This window comes from Pontibacter arcticus, from assembly GCF_003284895.1.
In the GTDB taxonomy this organism is placed as follows: domain Bacteria; phylum Bacteroidota; class Bacteroidia; order Cytophagales; family Hymenobacteraceae; genus Pontibacter; species Pontibacter arcticus.
Genome location: NZ_QMDV01000001.1, coordinates 778,688 through 796,278, shown reverse-complemented (window position 1 = coordinate 796,278; position 17,591 = coordinate 778,688). Strand labels below are relative to the sequence as shown.

The 17,591-nt window shown below is 46.6% G+C and carries 14 protein-coding genes; 11 read left to right on the top strand and 3 right to left on the bottom strand.

Annotated features, from left to right (window positions below; all coding sequences use genetic code 11):
• Nucleotides 1–350 precede the first annotated feature (350 nt).
• The 6 genes from DP923_RS03570 to DP923_RS03545 all read left to right on the top strand — a co-directional run bounded on the left by DP923_RS03570 (nucleotide 351) and on the right by DP923_RS03545 (nucleotide 8,331).
• Nucleotides 351–1,412 (top strand): amidohydrolase family protein, encoded by a 1,062-nt coding sequence (locus tag DP923_RS03570; protein ID WP_207801931.1) that lies wholly within the window; start codon nucleotides 351–353, stop codon nucleotides 1,410–1,412.
• Between the two features lie 389 nt (nucleotides 1,413–1,801).
• On the top strand, nucleotides 1,802–3,073 hold the full coding sequence (gene kynU / locus DP923_RS03565; RefSeq protein ID WP_112304399.1) for a kynureninase: 1,272 nt from the start codon (nucleotides 1,802–1,804) through the stop codon (nucleotides 3,071–3,073).
• Between the two features lie 213 nt (nucleotides 3,074–3,286).
• On the top strand, nucleotides 3,287–4,756 hold the full coding sequence (locus DP923_RS03560; RefSeq protein WP_112304397.1) for a potassium/proton antiporter: 1,470 nt from the start codon (nucleotides 3,287–3,289) through the stop codon (nucleotides 4,754–4,756).
• Between the two features lie 186 nt (nucleotides 4,757–4,942).
• Nucleotides 4,943–6,220, top strand: a complete 1,278-nt coding sequence (locus tag DP923_RS03555; protein ID WP_112304395.1) for a cation:proton antiporter — start codon at nucleotides 4,943–4,945, stop codon at nucleotides 6,218–6,220.
• A 27-nt stretch (nucleotides 6,221–6,247) separates the two neighbouring features.
• Nucleotides 6,248–6,853 (top strand): alpha-ketoglutarate-dependent dioxygenase AlkB family protein, encoded by a 606-nt coding sequence (locus DP923_RS03550; RefSeq protein ID WP_112304393.1) that lies wholly within the window; start codon nucleotides 6,248–6,250, stop codon nucleotides 6,851–6,853.
• A gap of 89 nt (nucleotides 6,854–6,942) precedes the next feature.
• Nucleotides 6,943–8,331: an FAD-dependent oxidoreductase gene (locus tag DP923_RS03545; RefSeq protein WP_112304391.1), complete on the top strand. Its 1,389-nt coding sequence runs from the start codon at nucleotides 6,943–6,945 to the stop codon at nucleotides 8,329–8,331.
• 118 nt (nucleotides 8,332–8,449) lie between these two features.
• Here DP923_RS03545 and DP923_RS03540 read toward each other — a convergent pair whose 3' ends face one another.
• Both DP923_RS03540 and asnS read right to left on the bottom strand, forming a co-directional pair.
• Nucleotides 8,450–10,012 carry a hypothetical protein gene (locus DP923_RS03540; protein ID WP_112304389.1) on the bottom strand — a complete coding sequence of 521 codons (1,563 nt, stop codon included), beginning with the start codon at nucleotides 10,010–10,012 and terminating at the stop codon, nucleotides 8,450–8,452.
• Nucleotides 10,013–10,401: 389 nt separating this feature from the next.
• Nucleotides 10,402–11,841 (bottom strand): asparagine--tRNA ligase, encoded by a 1,440-nt coding sequence (gene asnS / locus DP923_RS03535; RefSeq protein WP_112304387.1) that lies wholly within the window; start codon nucleotides 11,839–11,841, stop codon nucleotides 10,402–10,404.
• 256 nt (nucleotides 11,842–12,097) lie between these two features.
• Between asnS and rpoN the strand changes: the two genes are divergently transcribed.
• The 3 genes from rpoN (at nucleotide 12,098) to DP923_RS03520 (ending at nucleotide 15,167) form a co-directional block, all read left to right on the top strand.
• On the top strand, nucleotides 12,098–13,549 hold the full coding sequence (gene rpoN / locus DP923_RS03530; protein WP_112304385.1) for an RNA polymerase factor sigma-54: 1,452 nt from the start codon (nucleotides 12,098–12,100) through the stop codon (nucleotides 13,547–13,549).
• A 189-nt stretch (nucleotides 13,550–13,738) separates the two neighbouring features.
• On the top strand, nucleotides 13,739–14,311 hold the full coding sequence (locus DP923_RS03525) for a hypothetical protein (RefSeq protein WP_112304383.1): 573 nt from the start codon (nucleotides 13,739–13,741) through the stop codon (nucleotides 14,309–14,311).
• Between the two features lie 73 nt (nucleotides 14,312–14,384).
• On the top strand, nucleotides 14,385–15,167 hold the full coding sequence (locus DP923_RS03520; protein ID WP_112304380.1) for an enoyl-CoA hydratase-related protein: 783 nt from the start codon (nucleotides 14,385–14,387) through the stop codon (nucleotides 15,165–15,167).
• A gap of 63 nt (nucleotides 15,168–15,230) precedes the next feature.
• Here DP923_RS03520 and DP923_RS03515 read toward each other — a convergent pair whose 3' ends face one another.
• Nucleotides 15,231–15,935, bottom strand: a complete 705-nt coding sequence (locus DP923_RS03515) for an ABC transporter ATP-binding protein (RefSeq protein ID WP_125047630.1) — start codon at nucleotides 15,933–15,935, stop codon at nucleotides 15,231–15,233.
• 237 nt (nucleotides 15,936–16,172) lie between these two features.
• On the opposite strand from DP923_RS03515, the gene DP923_RS03510 reads away from it, so the two are divergent.
• Together DP923_RS03510 and DP923_RS03505 are read left to right on the top strand one after the other, a co-directional pair.
• The gene (locus DP923_RS03510; RefSeq protein WP_112304376.1) at nucleotides 16,173–16,778 is read left to right on the top strand and encodes a DUF4142 domain-containing protein; all 606 of its coding nucleotides are present in this window, start codon (nucleotides 16,173–16,175) and stop codon (nucleotides 16,776–16,778) included.
• A gap of 15 nt (nucleotides 16,779–16,793) precedes the next feature.
• Entirely contained in the window at nucleotides 16,794–17,435 is a 642-nt protein-coding gene (locus DP923_RS03505; RefSeq protein WP_239020925.1) for a DUF4142 domain-containing protein, read from the top strand.
• The last annotated feature ends 156 nt before the right edge of the window (nucleotides 17,436–17,591 follow it).

Below are 17,591 nucleotides of genomic sequence, written 5' to 3'. Positions count from 1 at the left end.
AAGAACTGCTTTTCTTCCTGTCATCCTGGAAGGATCTTGTGAATTACCTGCAACTCATTACCAGGATCCTTAACAGGATGACAAAACTCAATAACTGTTTCTGCAAGAGTACTTTTCCTGCTGTCGCAGAAAGCAAGTTGAAAGCTTGCATCATGCACAACCACAAGTTACCGCTTCGCTCAAACTCGCGGTAGAAATTGTTTTTATACTTCAACAATCCAGTAATCCAACAATCCAGAAATCAACAATCAAACTAACCTTGTATGTACTGAAAGTATAAATGTGTATATTGTTGGATTGCTTTTTCCGGTCGTACACAATTCGGGTGCCTGTTTGGCCCCTTACTTTACATGCAAAAGCTTACAACAACCACACCTGTACTTACTGACAGCAACCTGCTGAAGATCGATATACACACGCACATTTTGCCGGCCACCTGGCCCAACCTGCGCGAACGGTATGGCTACGGTGGCTTTGTACGGCTGGAGCATCACAAACCCTGCTGCGCCCGTATGATGATGGACGACAAGTTCTTCCGCGAGATACAGGACAACTGCTGGGACCCGAAAGTACGCATGCACGAATGCGGGCAGCATAAAGTTGGTGTACAGGTTCTTTCTACGGTGCCGGTTATGTTTAACTACTGGGCCAAACCCGAACATACCTATGACCTTTCCAAGTTACTGAACGACCACATTGCCGGCATTGTAGCTGATTATCCGGATCGTTTTATCGGCCTCGGCACGCTGCCCATGCAGGATACTGACCTTGCTATAAAAGAACTGGAGCGTTGCATAAAAGAACTGGGTATGGCCGGCATTCAGATCGGAACCAACATTAACGGTTGCAACCTCGATGAAGCTAGACTTTTCCCTATTTTTGAAGCTGCCCAGGAACTAGGCGCTGCCGTTTTTATACACCCCTGGGATATGCTGGGCAAAGATCGGACAAACAAATTCTGGATGCCGTGGCTTGTGGGCATGCCTGCCGAAACGACAGTTGCCATTTGCTCCATGATTTTTGGCGGTGTGCTGGAGCGCTTGCCTAAACTGCGCGTTGCTTTTGCGCATGGAGGCGGTTCGTTTCCGGCTACCATTGGCCGCATAGCGCATGGTTTTGAAGTTCGCCCGGATCTTTGTGCTGTGGATAATAACGTAAACCCGCGCGAGTATTTAGGTAAATTTTATTTTGATTCGCTGGTACACGACCCGCAGGCGCTCGATTATTTAGTTAACCTTGTTGGCGCCAACAGCATTGCCCTCGGCACCGATTATCCTTTTCCGCTTGGCGAACTCGAACCCGGCAAACTTATCGAATCCATGCCTTACGACCTGGCTACAAAAGAACGCCTGTTAAGCGGCACGGCTTTAGAATGGCTCAACCTGAAAAAAGAACAGTTCGTGAAAGCGTAGCATTAGTAAATTATACTTCCTTTAAAATAATAAAAGCTTGTACTATTGAAATTGATCCCAGTCCTTGGGTTAAGTGCCTTGTATTGATGCGGTGCCCGTAAGGGCAGCCTACAGGCGCAGCCGAAAGAGGGCCCCTACCCCCGGCAGCTTCAATACACAGCACGCAACCCAAGGACGAGCCCTCGCGGGCTTGGAGCGGGAAGGTAAACTATAAAACAGTAGTAGTAATATTAAGGAAGAAAGAAACGACAATACGAACACAAGCATAAACTTTTGCCTTTTACAGCTGTTGGTTCGGAAAATCCGGGCCGTAAAACCTTAACTTCGCAGCACAAAACAAACTAAACCTAAGCTGCCCCGGCAGCCTGAAGTATAACCTCAACACCACCATGAACTACCAGAACACACTTGCCTTTGCACAGGAACAGGATCAGCAGGACCCGCTACGTTATTTTAAAGAACGCTTTTACGCACCTCAGGTAAACAAACAGGACGCTATTTATTTCTGTGGAAACTCGCTTGGGCTGCAGCCAAAGTCAGCACAGATGTACATCGATAACGAAATGTATAAATGGGCAAACCTGGCAGTAGAAGGGCACTTTAAAGGCAACGAGCCGTGGTTTAACTACCATGAGTTGCTGGCTGGCGGTGCGGCGCGCGTAGTAGGAGCAAAGCCGGAAGAAGTAGTGATCATGAACCAACTGACCGTAAACCTGCACCTGATGCTGGTGTCTTTTTACAGGCCCGAAGGCAAGCGTTATAAGATTATTACCGAAGCAGGCGCTTTCCCATCCGATCAATATGCCCTCGAGACACAAACCCGTTTCCATGGGTACAACCCGGATGAAGCTGTAATTGAACTTGCCCCCAGAGAAGGCGAACACACGCTGCGCACCGAAGATATCCTGCAAAGTATAAAAGACAATGCCGAGGAGCTGGCGCTGGTCATGATGGGCGGTATTAACTACTACACCGGTCAGGTATTCGACATGGAAGCCATTACCAAAGCCGGGCATGAGGCTGGTGCTGTAGTTGGGTTCGACTTAGCACATGCTGCCGGAAATATACCTGTAAAGCTGCACGATTGGGATGTGGATTTTGCGGTTTGGTGTACGTATAAATACTTGAACTCGGGTCCGGGCGGCACGTCGGGTGTGTTTGTGCACGAGCGCCACGCCAACAACCCGGATTTGCCGCGCTTTGCCGGCTGGTGGGGACATGACGCAAAAGAGCGTTTTAAAATGCGCAAAGGCTTTATGCCGATGCCAGGCGCCGAAGGCTGGCAGGTAAGCAACGGACAGATTTTGCCGATGGCCGTACACCGTGCGTCGCTGGAGATTTTTGATGAAGCCGGAATAGAGAATATGCGCCTGAAAAGCGAAAAACTGACCGGTTATTTGGAGTACCTCATCGATGATGTGCATGCAGGCAACGAGGTGATGGAGATGATTACGCCGCGCGACCCCAAAGCCCGTGGGGCCCAGATTTCCATACTTGTAAAAAAAGATGCCAAACTGCTTTTTAACAAATTAATGGAAGCAGGAATTATCGTGGATTACCGTGAACCGAACGTAATACGCGTTGCGCCTACACCTTTGTACAATAGTTTTGAGGAAGTATACCGCTTCTCCGAGATATTGCACGAGTGCCTGCAGAAGTAAGCTGTTCTCCAATCTGGAAGTATACTTTCATTCGGTTGGCGATTCAATCATCCAAAGGTAAAGCTGAACAGTTTAAGCTGTTACCTAGTAAACACAGGCATACAAAACTGACAGGAGATTTATACTGAAGTGTCTGCTGTAAGTATACTTCCGGCACAAGGCTAGCTTGGCTGCTATCGTTGTGCCGGAAAATTACAGGTATAAGACAAGCAAATGAATATATCCTTTGATAATATACTGCTCGGAGTTTCGATTCTGCTTTTTGCCAGTATTTTTATAAGCAAAAGCCTGGGTCGTTTTGGTGTGCCGGCGCTCCTCTTATTTCTGGGCGTTGGCATGCTGGCTGGCTCCGAGGGTATCGGCAATATCCATTTTGATGATGCCAAGTCAGCACAATCGCTGGGTACCATTGCCCTGATCATTATACTTTTTTCCGGTGGCCTCGATACCCGCTGGGAAAGTACAAAACCCATTCTTTGGCGGGGCGTTACACTTGCCACGTTAGGCGTACTGATCACGGCGATGCTGCTGGGCAGTTTTGTGTATTACATCACAGACCTAACTTTGCTGGAAAGTCTGTTGCTGGGCTCCATTGTATCTTCTACGGATGCGGCAGCTGTGTTTTCCATACTTCGTTCCAAAAACATCAGTCTTAAAAATAACCTGCGGCCTACCCTCGAGTTCGAATCCGGGAGTAACGACCCCATGGCTTATTTCCTGACCGTTAGCTTTACGTACCTAGTTATAAACGCTGATGCCAGTTTGTGGAGCCTGGTGCCGATGTTCTTTTTGCAGATGAGTATCGGGGCGTTATCCGGTATTGTAATGGGCCGCCTTATGACCTTTACCATCAATCGCATTAAACTGGAGCAGGAGGGGCTCTATCCGGCACTTACGCTGGCGATGGTTATTTTTACTTATGCATTCACCACCCTTGTAAATGGCAACGGCTTTCTGGCTATTTACATTGCAGGCGTAATGCTGGGTAACCGCAACTTTATACACAAGCGCAGCCTTACCCGCTTTTACGATGCGCTGGCCTGGCTTATGCAGATCCTGATGTTCCTTACATTGGGGCTGCTGGTGTTCCCGTCTGAGATTGTGCCTGTAATAGGTGTAGGAGTACTTATCTCTACTTTCCTGATTTTTATAGCGCGGCCTGTAAGTGTTTTTATAAGTATGGCTTTCTTCAGAAACACGCTACAGGATAAACTATACATTTCGTGGGTTGGGTTGCGGGGTGCTGTGCCCATTGTGTTTGCAACCTACCCGCTTATTGCCGGTGTAGAGAAATCCGGAACCATCTTTAATGTAGTGTTCTTTATTGTACTTACTTCTGTTATGCTGCAGGGGACAACCTTAACCCTGGTAGCCAAATGGCTTAACCTGAGTGAGCAGGATAAGAAACTGAAGAAGCACCAGTTTGAGCTGGAAATGGAGTACGACATTAAAAATGAGTTGACAGAGATACGCGTAAACCCAGACAGTACAGCTGTAGGAAAATCGTTGGTTGATCTGCACTTTCCGAAAGGCACGCTGATCGTACTTATCAACCGCAACAAAAAATTTCTGACGCCAAACGGAGCTACCGTATTAGAAGCAGGGGATGTGCTGTTTGTAATGACGGACAATGACGAAGAACTTCATACCATTAACCAGGTGCTTGGCTACGAAATGAGCTGAACAACTGTCGTAACCCTTGTTATACTAACCACAAAGGCCGGCCCTCTTGGTACCAGCTTTTTGTATTTTACAAAGTATGAATCCGGAAGATGTGTAACAAAGGGGGCTGTAGAAAAGTATGCTTTTTATCAGGTATCGGTTCTTACTATAAAGCAACTGCCTTAATACTGATAAAGGAAGCATAAAATGGATGATTATATAGTTGCAATTACAGTATTAGGTATAGCTGCCCTTTCCATGGCCTGGGTGCCCAAGATCATGGAAAAAACATACATCTCTTATCCCGTAGTCTACTTGTTGCTGGGTATGCTGCTGTACCTGTTCAGGGTAGACCTGCCTTCTCCGGACCCGCTTTGGCGCGAAAGTTACGTAGTCCGGCTTACGGAAATGAGCGTGATCGTTTCCCTGATGGGTACAGGCTTAAAAATAAGGCGCAAGTTCAGTTTAAAGAACTGGCGAATTCCGTTGCGGCTGGTAAGTATAACCATGCTGTTGTGTATAGCAGTGCTGGCTTTTCTGGGATGGAGCATATTGGGGTTTTCGTTGGCTGCTGCTGTTTTGCTTGGTGCTGTACTTGCCCCAACAGACCCTGTATTGGCCGAAGAGGTGCAGGTAGGCCCGCCAGATGATGCAGAAGAAGACGTTGTGCGTTTTTCGCTTACAGCAGAAGCTGGCCTGAACGATGGTTCTGCTTTTCCGTTTACCTGGCTTGCTATAGTGCTGGCTGTTGCGGCCGGTGGTAGCAGTACAGGTTGGTTTCAGGATTGGTTCTTATATGACCTGTTATACAAAGTAATTGCCGGCGTTGTGATTGGTTATCTGATCGGGCGCATCCTGGCATACCTGATCTTTAAGCTGCCCAAAAAAACCAAGTTCCCGGAAGCAACAGATGCCTTTCTGGCACTATCAGCTACACTGGTTACGTATGGTATAACTGAACTGGCGCATGGCTATGGCTTTATCGCTGTATTTGTAGCGGCTCTTACCATGAGCAGCCAGGAGGAAGAGCACGAGTACCATACCAAGATGCACGACTTCATTAACCAGGTCGAGCGTATCCTGATGGTGATTTTGCTGGTGTTATTTGGCGGCAGCATTGTAACAGGTATACTCGAGTACCTGACCTGGCAGGGCGCTTTGGTTGGGTTGGCTTTCCTTTTTATTATCAGGCCTCTTACTACCTTTCCAAGCCTTTTAGGTACTTATTCTACTTTAAAAGAAAAACTGGCTATCAGCTTTTTCGGTATTCGCGGCATTGGGTCATTTTTTTACCTTTCTTTTGCCCTGGATGAAGCCGAATTTGCAGAAGCCGGCCAGTTATGGTCTATTGTCGGGTTTGTGGTGATGGTATCGATCATTTTGCATGGCATAACAGCATCGTGGGCTATCCGTGGCCTGGATAAAGAACGGAAGCAGGAGGGGCGCCCCGTACTGGAGACCGACCAGACACCAGAAGAGTTATGAGTTTAAAATGCTTTACCGCCTGTTGCCATGCCTGAGAAATCCCTGGACTTAACGAAGTATAAACTCAAACTGCCCGATGCGGAAGTATACTTTATACCGGATTTTTTTACGCCGGAAGAGAGCGATTTATACTTTGCAGAACTTTCACAAAGTATAAACTGGAAACAGGAAAGTATAAAATTGTTTGGCCGTGATCTGCCCATGCCCCGCCTTACCGCCTGGTACGGCGATAAAAGTTATACGTATTCCGGGTTAAAAAACGAACCGCAACCCTGGGCACCGGTATTGCTGCAATTAAAATCAAAAATTGAAAAGATTACCGGGCAGCACTATAATAGCGTGCTGCTAAACCGCTACCGCTCCGGGCAGGATAGCATGGGCTGGCACTCCGATAATGAACAGGAACTGGGGTTGCAACCAGGCATAGCCAGCATCAGTTTCGGGGCCGAACGAAGATTTAGCTTCAGGCACCGCATCAACAAAGATCTAAAACCGTTAAGTATAAACTTAACAAATGGCAGTTTACTTTTAATGCAGGGCGCTACGCAACGCAACTGGCTGCACAGTTTACCTAAAACAACAAAACCCATTAGCGAACGCATCAACCTCACTTTCCGGTACATAAAAACCTGATGCAGCGATACCTGATAAAACCATTGGGAAAGCCGAAAGTATAATGTTATTTTACACAGATTTGAGGCGTCACGCTAGTATCACATTCTATGACCGGAAAAAAGAATATCGCCATTATGGGAGCTGGCCTGGTAGGTTCGCTGCTATCTTTATACCTGGCTAAACGCGGCTATAAAGTAGACTTGTACGAGCGCAGGCCCGATATGCGCACCACCGTAATAGATGGCGGCCGGTCCATAAACCTGGCACTTAGCGACAGAGGCTGGCGTGCCCTGCGCGGTATTGGTATCGAAGAACAGGTGCGCGAAGTAGCCATCCCCATGCATGGCCGCATGATGCACGACGAGCAGGGCAATCTTTCTTTTCTGCCTTATGGCAAAGAGGGGCAGTCTATTTACTCGGTATCCAGAGGTGGGCTTAACAAGGCCCTGATGAATATTTCAGAACCAAACCCTGACATAGATTACCACTTCAATAGGCAAGCCATTGATGTTGATATACGGGAAAACAAAATACAACTGCGCAACACCGAAACCGGCGAACTCGAACGTATAATCCCGGATCTGCTTTTTGGGGCCGATGGTGCTTTTTCGGCGGTGCGTGGCGCCATGCAGAAAACAGAGCGCTACAATTACCAGCAGGATTACCTGGAGTATGGCTATAAAGAGCTTACCATTCCGGCAACGGAAGACGGTGGCTGGGCACTCGAAAAAAATGCGCTGCATATTTGGCCGCGAGGAAACTACATGATGATTGCGCTGCCTAACCTGGATGGAAGTTTCACCTGTACTTTGTTTTTTCCTTACGAGGGCGAGCGTTCTTTTGCAGCTATCAAATCAGAAACAGACCTTCATACTTTTTTTCAGGAGGCTTTTCCGGATGCACTGGCGCTGATGCCGGACCTGGCCGAAGAATATTTTGGTAACCCGGTGGGTGCATTAGTTACGGTTAAATGTTTCCCGTGGAGTTTCGAAGGTAAGTCGTTGCTGATAGGGGATGCCAGCCATGCGGTAGTGCCTTTTTACGGACAGGGCATGAATGCCGGTTTCGAGGATATTACCGTGCTCGACAAGATGCTGGATAGTATGGGTGATGCGAACTGGGAAGCACTTTTTAAAGCATTCGAGCGCCGCCGAAAACCCGATGCCGACGCTATTGCCGACCTGGCAGTGCTCAACTTTTTCGAGATGCGCGATAAAGTGGCCGACCCGCGGTTCCTGCTCCGCAAAAAAATCGAAACTAAAATCTCAGCCCAATACCCCGAGAAATGGATCCCGCTTTACTCCATGGTTACTTTCTCTGATCTTCCTTATTCTTATGCACTCGATGCCGGCCGGCAGCAGGATAAAATCATGAAAAAGGTGATGAAGCACATCCGAAGTATAGAAGATTACGAAAAGCCCGAAGTACAGAAACTCCTCCAAAAGCAACTGGTAGAAAAGGAAAAACTGAAAAGCTATAAAGCGCAGGAAGTGTAAAGAACTCTAAAATCATACTTGTATAAGTTTTGCAAAGTATAAACTTTCATCAAGTATAAAACCAAAACAGCCTCACCGGTTTTTACCAGTGAGGCCGTTTTATAATGCATTATAAAAATTACTGCTGTTGGTTCTGCTCCTGCGGTTTATCGCCTAAGGCAAACTCCATAATCCTGAATGTTCTGTTTTTACGGTCGTAGTAAGCGTAGTGCAGTTTATCGCCGTAACGGTACATGGTCTTAAAGTCCGGCTCGGGTTTTAGTTCTTCTTCAAAAGCCATAATGCGTTCGGGCAGCGGCACCATGTCTTTGTCTATACTTACCTTCTCTAAATTATCACCATCCAGTACCGCCCTGAAATATGTGCTGGTTCCCGGGCCAACAGGCTGCATGGTATTGTTGCGCCTGTACGGGTCATAAAAATAGCGGCTGTAGTAAGGCGAGTTCAGGTAATAATTCGGGATACTGTAAGCGGGCACCCAACGCCCCGGTATCAGCATCAGGCCACGCGAAGTTTGCATATAGCGCGTTGGTGTTTGCACCATACGGGTTGCATCGTTGTACATGTTGCTGCGTTGTGGCGCTTCATAAGAGCCAATTGTTAACTGTATCGAGTTATCCGTGAAATTATCTACTGTAATGGCAGGTACACCGCTGGCCAGCTTTTTCATTACCTTGGATGTTTTCTCGATAATGGTTTTATCTGATGAGAACAAAGATTTGGCTCCGCGCTGCAGCACAGGCGTGGCTTTAATCGTGATCTCTTCTTCGCCCTGGTAGTTGTATTCTTTTTTAGGCTGAAGCGTCGTAAAATCAAAAGCCATTAACTTCATCTCCTCTTTTTCCAGCTGCACCCGGAAAAGCGTATTCTCAAACAGGAACGAGTTGAAAACCGGCTCATTCTTCTGCTCAATAAAAGGTAATGTGCGGTAGTCGGTTTGGTTTGTGTTCCAGTCCAGTGTCAGGATCTCGGTGGTAGCTTTGTTTTTTTCGCCTTTCAGTTGGTAGCCGTCAAAGATCATGTAAATCTTATCGCCGCGCGCGTAGATTTTGCTGCGGTGGTGGCCCGTAAATACAGATTGTTCCATATCCGGGTACACATAGATCAGGTCTGCTAAACGGCTGTCGCGGTCGCGGGCACGAGGCATTTTATCTTCAAAGGTTCTGCGCTCCAGTTGCGCCACTTCCGCATCCGAATCCCGGAAGAGGTGCAGGTTATACTTACGGTCGGTGTAGAGCATGTAAAAATGTTCTTTATCGCCGAAGCCACCAATAAAGGTAAAGTTGCGTTCTGTTTTCAGCAGCTGGTCCTGTATACTTCTGAAAGCGCCTGTCTGGCGGTTAATGGCAAACGGGCGCACATACTCGCGGCGGCCGTTAACGTGGCGGCTGTAAAAAATAAACTCCTCATCAGTTACGCGGGTGCCCAGTATCTGTGGGTCCTGGCTGAAACGATAGGGTACTTCATGCTGAGCTATCTGTTTACCAGTAGGTGAGAGCAGCCTGAAATTAAGGTTACCGCCCTGGAAAAAGTAAACGCACACATAGCCTTCATCGTCTGCCACCGTAACCAGATCTTCAGCATTCCGCATCTGCAATTCTATACTTGCAAATTCTTTCTGGGCACTGGCTGTGGTGGCAAACAAACCCAGAAAAAATAGTGCTAAAATTATCTTACGCATATAGATAGATTCTTAAATGATTTGTACTTGTAAAGAGCAAAAATTCAGCCAAATAATAGCATAATTGCCTCTATAAAGTATGATTTTGGAAATAAGTAACAGCTACTTACCAGAACCGGGAATATGTTTTTAAGTTTAATGTGGACTACACGTTGGGTTACAATTTTAGAGTGATTTATACTTTCACCGTTGTTAGTATTTTCACCTGCATTTATGAATTTATACTTGCCCAACCTGGAAATACTTGCTGGTGAAAGCACGCAGCAAGGGCGGCATCCGCAGAATATAAAATTGATGTATGTAAAGTATAGCTTAATGCTTAAGCCATACCAATAAAAAAGGCCCGGCTAAAGTATAGCCGGGCCTTTTCTAAAGTATAAAACCGGAGATTAAAACTCTGCGTTCTTTGGTGTTCTCGGGAAAGGAATAACATCGCGGATGTTGCCCATACCTGTTACAAACTGGACCATACGCTCGAAGCCCAACCCAAAGCCAGCGTGCGGACAGCCACCAAAACGGCGCGTATCCAGGTACCACCACAAGTCTTCTTCGTGTATGCCAACGGCTTTCATGCGCTCAACCAACAAATCCAAGCGTTCTTCGCGTTGTGAGCCACCTACAATCTCGCCGATGCCTGGTGCCAGAATATCCATGGCCGCTACAGTTTTGCCATCGTCGTTCAGACGCATGTAAAACGCTTTGATATCTTTCGGGTAATCAGTAACAATCACCGGCTTCTTGAAATGCTTTTCTACCAGGTAACGCTCGTGCTCGCTCTGCAAATCAATGCCCCAACTTACATCGTACTGGAATTTCTTCTTTTTGTAATGCGAAGAGTTCAGCAGAATTTCAATGGCCTCAGTATAGGTTACGCGCTCAAAGTCGTTGTTCACTACAAGCTCCAGCTTTTCGATCAGGGTCATTTCCTGGCGCTCGTTCTGCGGTTTGGCTTTGTCTTCTTCTACTAAACGCTGGCCTAAGAACTCGATATCGTCGCGGTTGTTTTCTAAAGCGTAGCGGATAATATACTTGATGAAAGCCTCGGCCAGGTCGGCGTTCATTTTCAGGTCATGGAACGCCATTTCAGGCTCGATCATCCAGAACTCGGCCAGGTGGCGCGCCGTGTTCGAGTTTTCAGCCCTGAACGTTGGCCCGAAAGTATAAATATCACTGAAGGCCATGGCAGCCAGCTCGCCTTCCAGCTGTCCGGAAACGGTCAGGTTGGTTGCTTTGCCAAAGAAGTCTTCAGCGAAATTGATTTTGCCATCCTCGGTGCGGGGCATATTATCCAGGTCGAAGTTGGTAACCTGAAACGTTTCGCCGGCACCTTCCGCATCAGAAGCTGTGATGATAGGCGTGTGCATGTACACAAAGCCGCGCTCATTAAAAAACTTGTGCACCGCAAATGCCAACGTGTTACGTACCCTGAAAACCGCCCCGAACGTGTTCGTCCGGAAACGCAGGTGAGCAATTTCGCGGAGGTACTCCAATGAGTGTGCTTTCTTTTGAAGCGGATAGGTTTCCGGATCGGCTTTGCCTACCACTTCTATATTTGCTGCCTGTATCTCGAATGCCTGCCCTTTGCCTTGCGATGCCACCAGCTCGCCGGTTACAACAACTGCTGCACCGGTGGTCACATCTTTCAGGGTTTCTTCGCTGAACTTATCCGCTTCGGCTACAACCTGCAGGTTATGTATGGTAGAGCCATCGTTTACGGCAATAAAGTTCACGAATTTGTTGCCGCGCTTGGTGCGCACCCAGCCTTTCAGCAGTACTTGGTTGCCTGCTTCGGCACCCGTTAGCAGGTCTTTTATCTTTGTGCGTTGCATGTAAAAAAATTATAGTCGCTTATCTGCCGAGCAGACTTTGGTTAATAGTTAAAAGTATAAATAAAAAACTATACACTAGTAATGTGCATGTAAATTATGGCAAGCAGCGTTATACGTGGTGTAAACTGAAAAGCGGTAGTTGCCCCGTTTCCGGAATCTTCCAAAGTAACGATATTTTAACCTTTTTTGTAAATGCCAGTAAAATTAACCTAAATTTGAATACGCACACACAAGCACTTATTACCATTTAACTACTATGCAGCGCCTCGATTTTAAACAACTTTTGTCCCAGAAGCTGTCGCCGCAGCAGATACAATTCATCAAGCTGTTGCAGATCCCGACCGCCGAATTAGAGATGCGCATAAAAGAGGAAATGGAAATAAACCCGGTGCTGGAAGAAGGCGTGGACAACACTTCAGACGATACATCAGACAACACCCAGGACGATTATGACAGCGAAGACGACCGCAGCAGCAACGACGATGTTGACATAAACGATTACCTGAACGATGACGAAATAAGCGGGTACAAAATGCAGGGCGACCGCGGCGGCGAAGATGAAGACGACCGCGAAATGCCAATCGCTATGACCACCTCGCTGACCGATTCGTTGCTGGACCAACTCGGTTTCTTGAGCCTCGACGATAAGCAGTATACGATTGGTATGCAGCTGATCGGAAGTATAGACAGCGATGGCTACATACGCCGCGACCTGAGTTCTATTGTAAACGACCTGGCTTTTTCTCAGAATGTAGAAACCACGGAAGAGGAGATAGAAGACATCCTGCACATGATCCAGACTTTTGATCCGGCTGGTATTGGTGCCCGCGACTTGCCGGAATGCCTGTTGTTGCAACTGCACCGCCGCGAGCAGGATGATACTACTATATTAGCCGAGCGCATCATTTCCGAAACGTTCGATGAGTTTACCAAAAAGCATTACCAAAAAATACAGAGCAAGTTCAATATTACGGAAGAAGAGCTGAAGAAGGCAGTGGACGTGATTGTGAAGCTGAACCCGAAACCGGGTGGCGCCGGCGCCGGCATGACGCGCATCCAGTACATCATTCCGGATTTTATGCTTACCAATAATAACGGCCAGCTAGAACTCTCTCTGAATGGCCGCAACGCCCCGGACCTGCGCATTAGCCGCTCGTATGCCGATATGTTTGATGCCTATGATAAATCAGACAAAAAAGATAAGAAGCTGAAGGAAACGGTAACGTTTGTAAAGCAGAAACTGGATGCGGCCAAGTGGTTTATAGATGCCATTCGCCAACGGCAGAACACACTGCTGCGCACCATGGAAGCTATTGTAAAGTACCAGCATGCGTTTTTCCTGGAAGGTGATGAAAGCGAATTACGTCCGATGATCCTGAAAGACATTGCCGAAGAAATTGGCATGGACATCAGTACCGTAAGCCGTGTAGCCAACAGCAAAGCCGTACAAACCGAGTTTGGTATTTACCCGCTCAAGTATTTCTTCTCCGAAGGGATTGCCACCGACTCCGGCGAAGATGCCAGCAGCCGCGAAGTAAAACATATCCTGAAAGAAATTATAGAAGGCGAAAGCAAGCGCAAACCGTTGTCCGACGAAAAGATAGAGCAGATCCTGAACGAGAAAGGCTATAACATTGCCCGCCGCACCGTAGCCAAGTACAGGGAACAACTTAATATTCCGGTAGCCAGGTTAAGGAAAGAACTTTAAGTTAGTTACGAATTACGAGTTAAGAATTACAAATCTAAAGTATAAATTTCTCAACTCCTGCAACTCAATTGTGACTCCATTTAAGATTCGTTCTAGTCAATTATTAATTCGTAATTATTAATTCGTAATTATTCAAAAGTGAATCGTTCTCTAGCGCAGTTGTTGTCGGTAGTTTTTCACCCGTTGCTAATGCCGACTTACATTTTTGCGCTTATACTTTATTACTTACCTGCTTCAATGCTCTCGCTGCCGCAGCAAAGCCGCTGGCTGGTGCTTGGCCTGATCTTTTTTACAACTTTTCTGATACCAGGTATTGGCGCGTATGCTATGGTGCGTGCCGGTCAGCTCGACTCCATGGAGATGGAAAAGCGCGAGCAACGCAGTTCTCCCTTGCTTTTTACGGGCCTTTGTTACGGTACAACAGCATACCTGCTCCGGAGCCAGGCTGGGTTCGATGCTATATTTTACTTTGTGATGGGCATTATGGCAGCTTCCGTTTTCCTGACTTATATCATCTCTTTTTTCTGGAAAGTGAGTGCTCACGGTATTGGGTTGGGCGGTAGTTTAGGTTTATTGCTGGTTTTAGGCCACCTTGCTCCGGATGCTTTTCTAATCTTGCCAATTGCGGTTACCATGCTGTTATCGGGAGCAGTGCTTTCGGCACGGCTGGCCTTGCATGTACACACGCCAGCCCAGGTATATACCGGTTTTTTCAGCGGGTTTATACTTTCGGTTACAGCGTCATTGGTAAGTTTACTTTAGCACGGGAAGCCGTTTCATACTTGCAGATAAAACATGATTTAGTACTTTTGATTACAAACTAAACCTGAAAAACATGACGTACGAGTGCTTACTATATACAGTAGAGAATGGTGTGGCCACCATTACGCTTAACAGACCGGATGTATTTAATGCTTTCAACGACCAGCAGAGCTACGACCTGCAGGATGCCCTGAAACAGGTAGCGCGTGATGCCAATGTGCGTGTAGTTGTACTTACCGGTGCCGGCAAAGCATTCAGTTCCGGTCAGGATCTGAAAGCCATTGCGAGCGCTGAGAAACGCGATCTGTCTGAATCATTGGAAAAGCGCTACAATCCCATCATCCGGGCGATGCGTAATCTGCCAAAACCGATCATCTGTAAACTAAATGGCGTAGCGGCCGGTGCAGGTTGTTCGTTGGCACTGGCCTGCGATCTGATCGTGGCTTCTTCGGCGGCAAGTATGATCGAAGTGTTTGTAAACGTAGGGCTTGTGCTGGATTCGGGTTCGTCGTTCTTTTTACCGCGTGTAGTAGGTTCGCTTAAAGCGTTTGAGCTGAGTACGCTGGGTTCTAAAGTATCGGCGCAGGAAGCACTGGAGTTAGGGATAGTAAACAAAGTAGTAGCCCCCGAAGAACTGGATAACGCTGTAGCAGAGTTAGCTGCCCGCTATGCTGCCAGCCCGACAAAAGCCATCGGCCTGATGAAGAAGATGCTGAATAAATCGTTTAACTCTACTTTAGATGAAATGCTGGATTATGAAGCGCACTGCCAGAAAATAGCCGGAAGTTCTGCAGATTATAAAGAAGGAGTTACTGCTTTCAACGAAAAAAGGAAACCGCAGTTTAAAGGCGAGTAAACAGATACTGTACATATAAAAAAAGCCGGCTAATATGCCGGCTTTTTTTATACTTTGAAAGCATCAGAACGAATATCCTACAGCAAATTTAAGTTGCGGCACTGGCGTGATCAGCATCGCAGAGTTATCATCTTCCTTAAAAACATGGCCGATAATATTCTCTCCAAGCAACTCGGCGGCGCCAACCGCTTTTGCATACTTAGCGCGCGCGCCCATAGCCAGCGATAACTCTGTTGTGAAATGGCGGCTCAGTTTAAATTGCCATCCCAGCTGGTAACTCAGGTCGATGGAGTGCTGTGTAAGCTGGCCCACATACCGGTAGTCGGGGTCTGAAGGCGAAAGCTCAGGCAATTCAAATGCATTATCTTCAAAAGCCAGGTAGCGGTAACCAAACATAGGCCCATGGAAAAACCCGAAGGGAGTGCCTCTTCTTTTTTTAGAAGTAAAATGACGCTGGCTTAACCGTACGCTCATACCTTTCACCTTTTTCTCTTCGGGCAGAAAGAAATCATCGCTTTTCAGGTAGCTACGGTATACATAAGCCACATCCACCTCGTTTGATACGCGGGCTGCGCGCATTTTTTCATAGCCAAGGTGTATTTCGCCGGCATGTAAAGGGTAAAGTTTCAGGTGGCGGTCGTGGTCTCTTTCGATGTAAATCTCCTTGCCATAACTAGTCTCTTCTTCATCATCCTGGTCCTGAGCCAGAACCATCGTGCAGGGCAAAACCAGCAGCAAAAGGCAGAAGATCCATTTCTCTTTTTTCATAAAAACTGATTGTGTAAAAATATGCGATAATGTAAGTAGGATTTTTGTCAGAACAACAATCTGAAGATAAAAATCCATCTTATATGAAATAAAACATTTTTACTTTCTGGTTGCTGCATGACTGCGCTAAAAAGAATGCTAATAACTATAAATAAGCGACTAAATAAAACATCGGGTGCAGTTAGGCGTATATCTGTATGATTTAAGTAAAGTCGAAAAGTACAAAGAACTAAAACTATGAAAAGAATTGCATTTACAGGAATAATAGCTAGTGCGTTTTTATTTGGAACCGTTGCCTGTAACCAGGATCAGGGTGCTGTAGAAGACGCTCAGGAAACAAACGAACAAATGGCCGAAGATACTCCGATGGAAGATGTAAAGATAGACCAATCGGATTTTATGACCAGAGCCGCCAGCAGCAGCATGCTCGAAATAGAAGCAGGCAAGCTTGCACAGGAAAAGGGCATGAGCCAGCAGGTGAAGGATTATGGAAAGAAAATGGTAGCCGACCATACCAAAGCCAGCACTGATATGAAAGCCCTTGCCGCTAAAAAAAGCGTAGTACTGCCGGATAGCATGAGCAACGAGCACATGGAGAAATTAAATGATCTTCGTGAAAAAACCGGTGCGGAGTTCGACGAATCGTATGCAGACCTGATGGTAAGTTCGCACGAAGAAGCGGTTAGTTTGTTCGAGGATGCTTCTAATAACCAGGAAGATGCTGAAGTAAAAACGTTTGCAACTACTACATTGCCAGTTTTACGCCAGCACTTGGACCATGCCAAAAAGCTGGACGAATCGATGAACAAAGGAAATGATAACGCCAGCACACCACGTAACTAAGCCTGTTAAAAGGTTTTGATAACTATAGAAAGCATCTGTAAGTATAAACTTGCAGGTGCTTTTTTTAATTTTATAAACTCATCTATGATGGCAAAAGCTATACTTTATACTTTCTTTTTAGGGATAATGCTCGGCAGCGCAGGCTGTAGTTCTAACGACAGCATACAAGAGGCAGCAGACCAGAGCGTACAACAATTTGAGCAGGCCGGTGTGAAGGGCATGGAAAACGATGCTTTATTTGTAGCTGAAACAGCCAGTGTGCTGATGCTGCAGGAACAACTGGCACAGGCAGCTTCTGAAAAAGCGGTTAGTCCCGAAGTAAAAGGCTTGTCGCAGCAAATGCAGCAGGCCCACCTGCAAATGCTGGAAGAACTGCGGCAATTAGCCTCAACTGCTGATTTTGTGCTGCCTTCCACCCTTGGCAACGCCCAGCAGAATAGTTACCAGGATATAAACGATAAAACAGGCATTGCCTTTGATCTGGCTTATATCAAAGAGATGGTAGAGCAACACGAAAAACTATTGGCCAGGTACAAAGATATGGCGGCTAACGGCAAGGTAATGGAAGTAAAACAGTATGCCTCCAGGCAGGTTCCGCTTATAGAGCAACACTTAGCCAGCTCCGAGCGCCTGGCCGAATCAATCGACAACATTTAGAGAAAAGCCATTCTTTATACTTTAGCGGTTTATGTTTGAAATAATATTGACGCTTCTGATTGCAGCTTAATGAAGTATAAAACAGAAGCTGTTTAGAGTTTTCAATTATAGCGCCTCAATCCGCCGCTGTTGGTGTTTTCACCGACAACTATACTT

Excerpts from the sequence above, each read along its gene's own strand:
- DP923_RS03570 (WP_207801931.1), top strand. The coding sequence starts at position 351 with ATGCAAAAGCTTACAACAACCACACCTGTACTTACTGACAGCAACCTG.
- kynU (WP_112304399.1), top strand. The coding sequence starts at position 1,802 with ATGAACTACCAGAACACACTTGCCTTTGCACAGGAACAGGATCAGCAG.
- DP923_RS03560 (WP_112304397.1), top strand. The coding sequence starts at position 3,287 with ATGAATATATCCTTTGATAATATACTGCTCGGAGTTTCGATTCTGCTT.
- DP923_RS03555 (WP_112304395.1), top strand. The coding sequence starts at position 4,943 with ATGGATGATTATATAGTTGCAATTACAGTATTAGGTATAGCTGCCCTT.
- DP923_RS03550 (WP_112304393.1), top strand. The coding sequence starts at position 6,248 with ATGCCTGAGAAATCCCTGGACTTAACGAAGTATAAACTCAAACTGCCC.
- DP923_RS03545 (WP_112304391.1), top strand. The coding sequence starts at position 6,943 with ATGACCGGAAAAAAGAATATCGCCATTATGGGAGCTGGCCTGGTAGGT.
- DP923_RS03540 (WP_112304389.1), bottom strand. The coding sequence starts at position 10,012 with ATGCGTAAGATAATTTTAGCACTATTTTTTCTGGGTTTGTTTGCCACC.
- asnS (WP_112304387.1), bottom strand. The coding sequence starts at position 11,841 with ATGCAACGCACAAAGATAAAAGACCTGCTAACGGGTGCCGAAGCAGGC.
- rpoN (WP_112304385.1), top strand. The coding sequence starts at position 12,098 with ATGCAGCGCCTCGATTTTAAACAACTTTTGTCCCAGAAGCTGTCGCCG.
- DP923_RS03525 (WP_112304383.1), top strand. The coding sequence starts at position 13,739 with ATGCCGACTTACATTTTTGCGCTTATACTTTATTACTTACCTGCTTCA.
- DP923_RS03520 (WP_112304380.1), top strand. The coding sequence starts at position 14,385 with ATGACGTACGAGTGCTTACTATATACAGTAGAGAATGGTGTGGCCACC.
- DP923_RS03515 (WP_125047630.1), bottom strand. The coding sequence starts at position 15,935 with ATGAAAAAAGAGAAATGGATCTTCTGCCTTTTGCTGCTGGTTTTGCCC.
- DP923_RS03510 (WP_112304376.1), top strand. The coding sequence starts at position 16,173 with ATGAAAAGAATTGCATTTACAGGAATAATAGCTAGTGCGTTTTTATTT.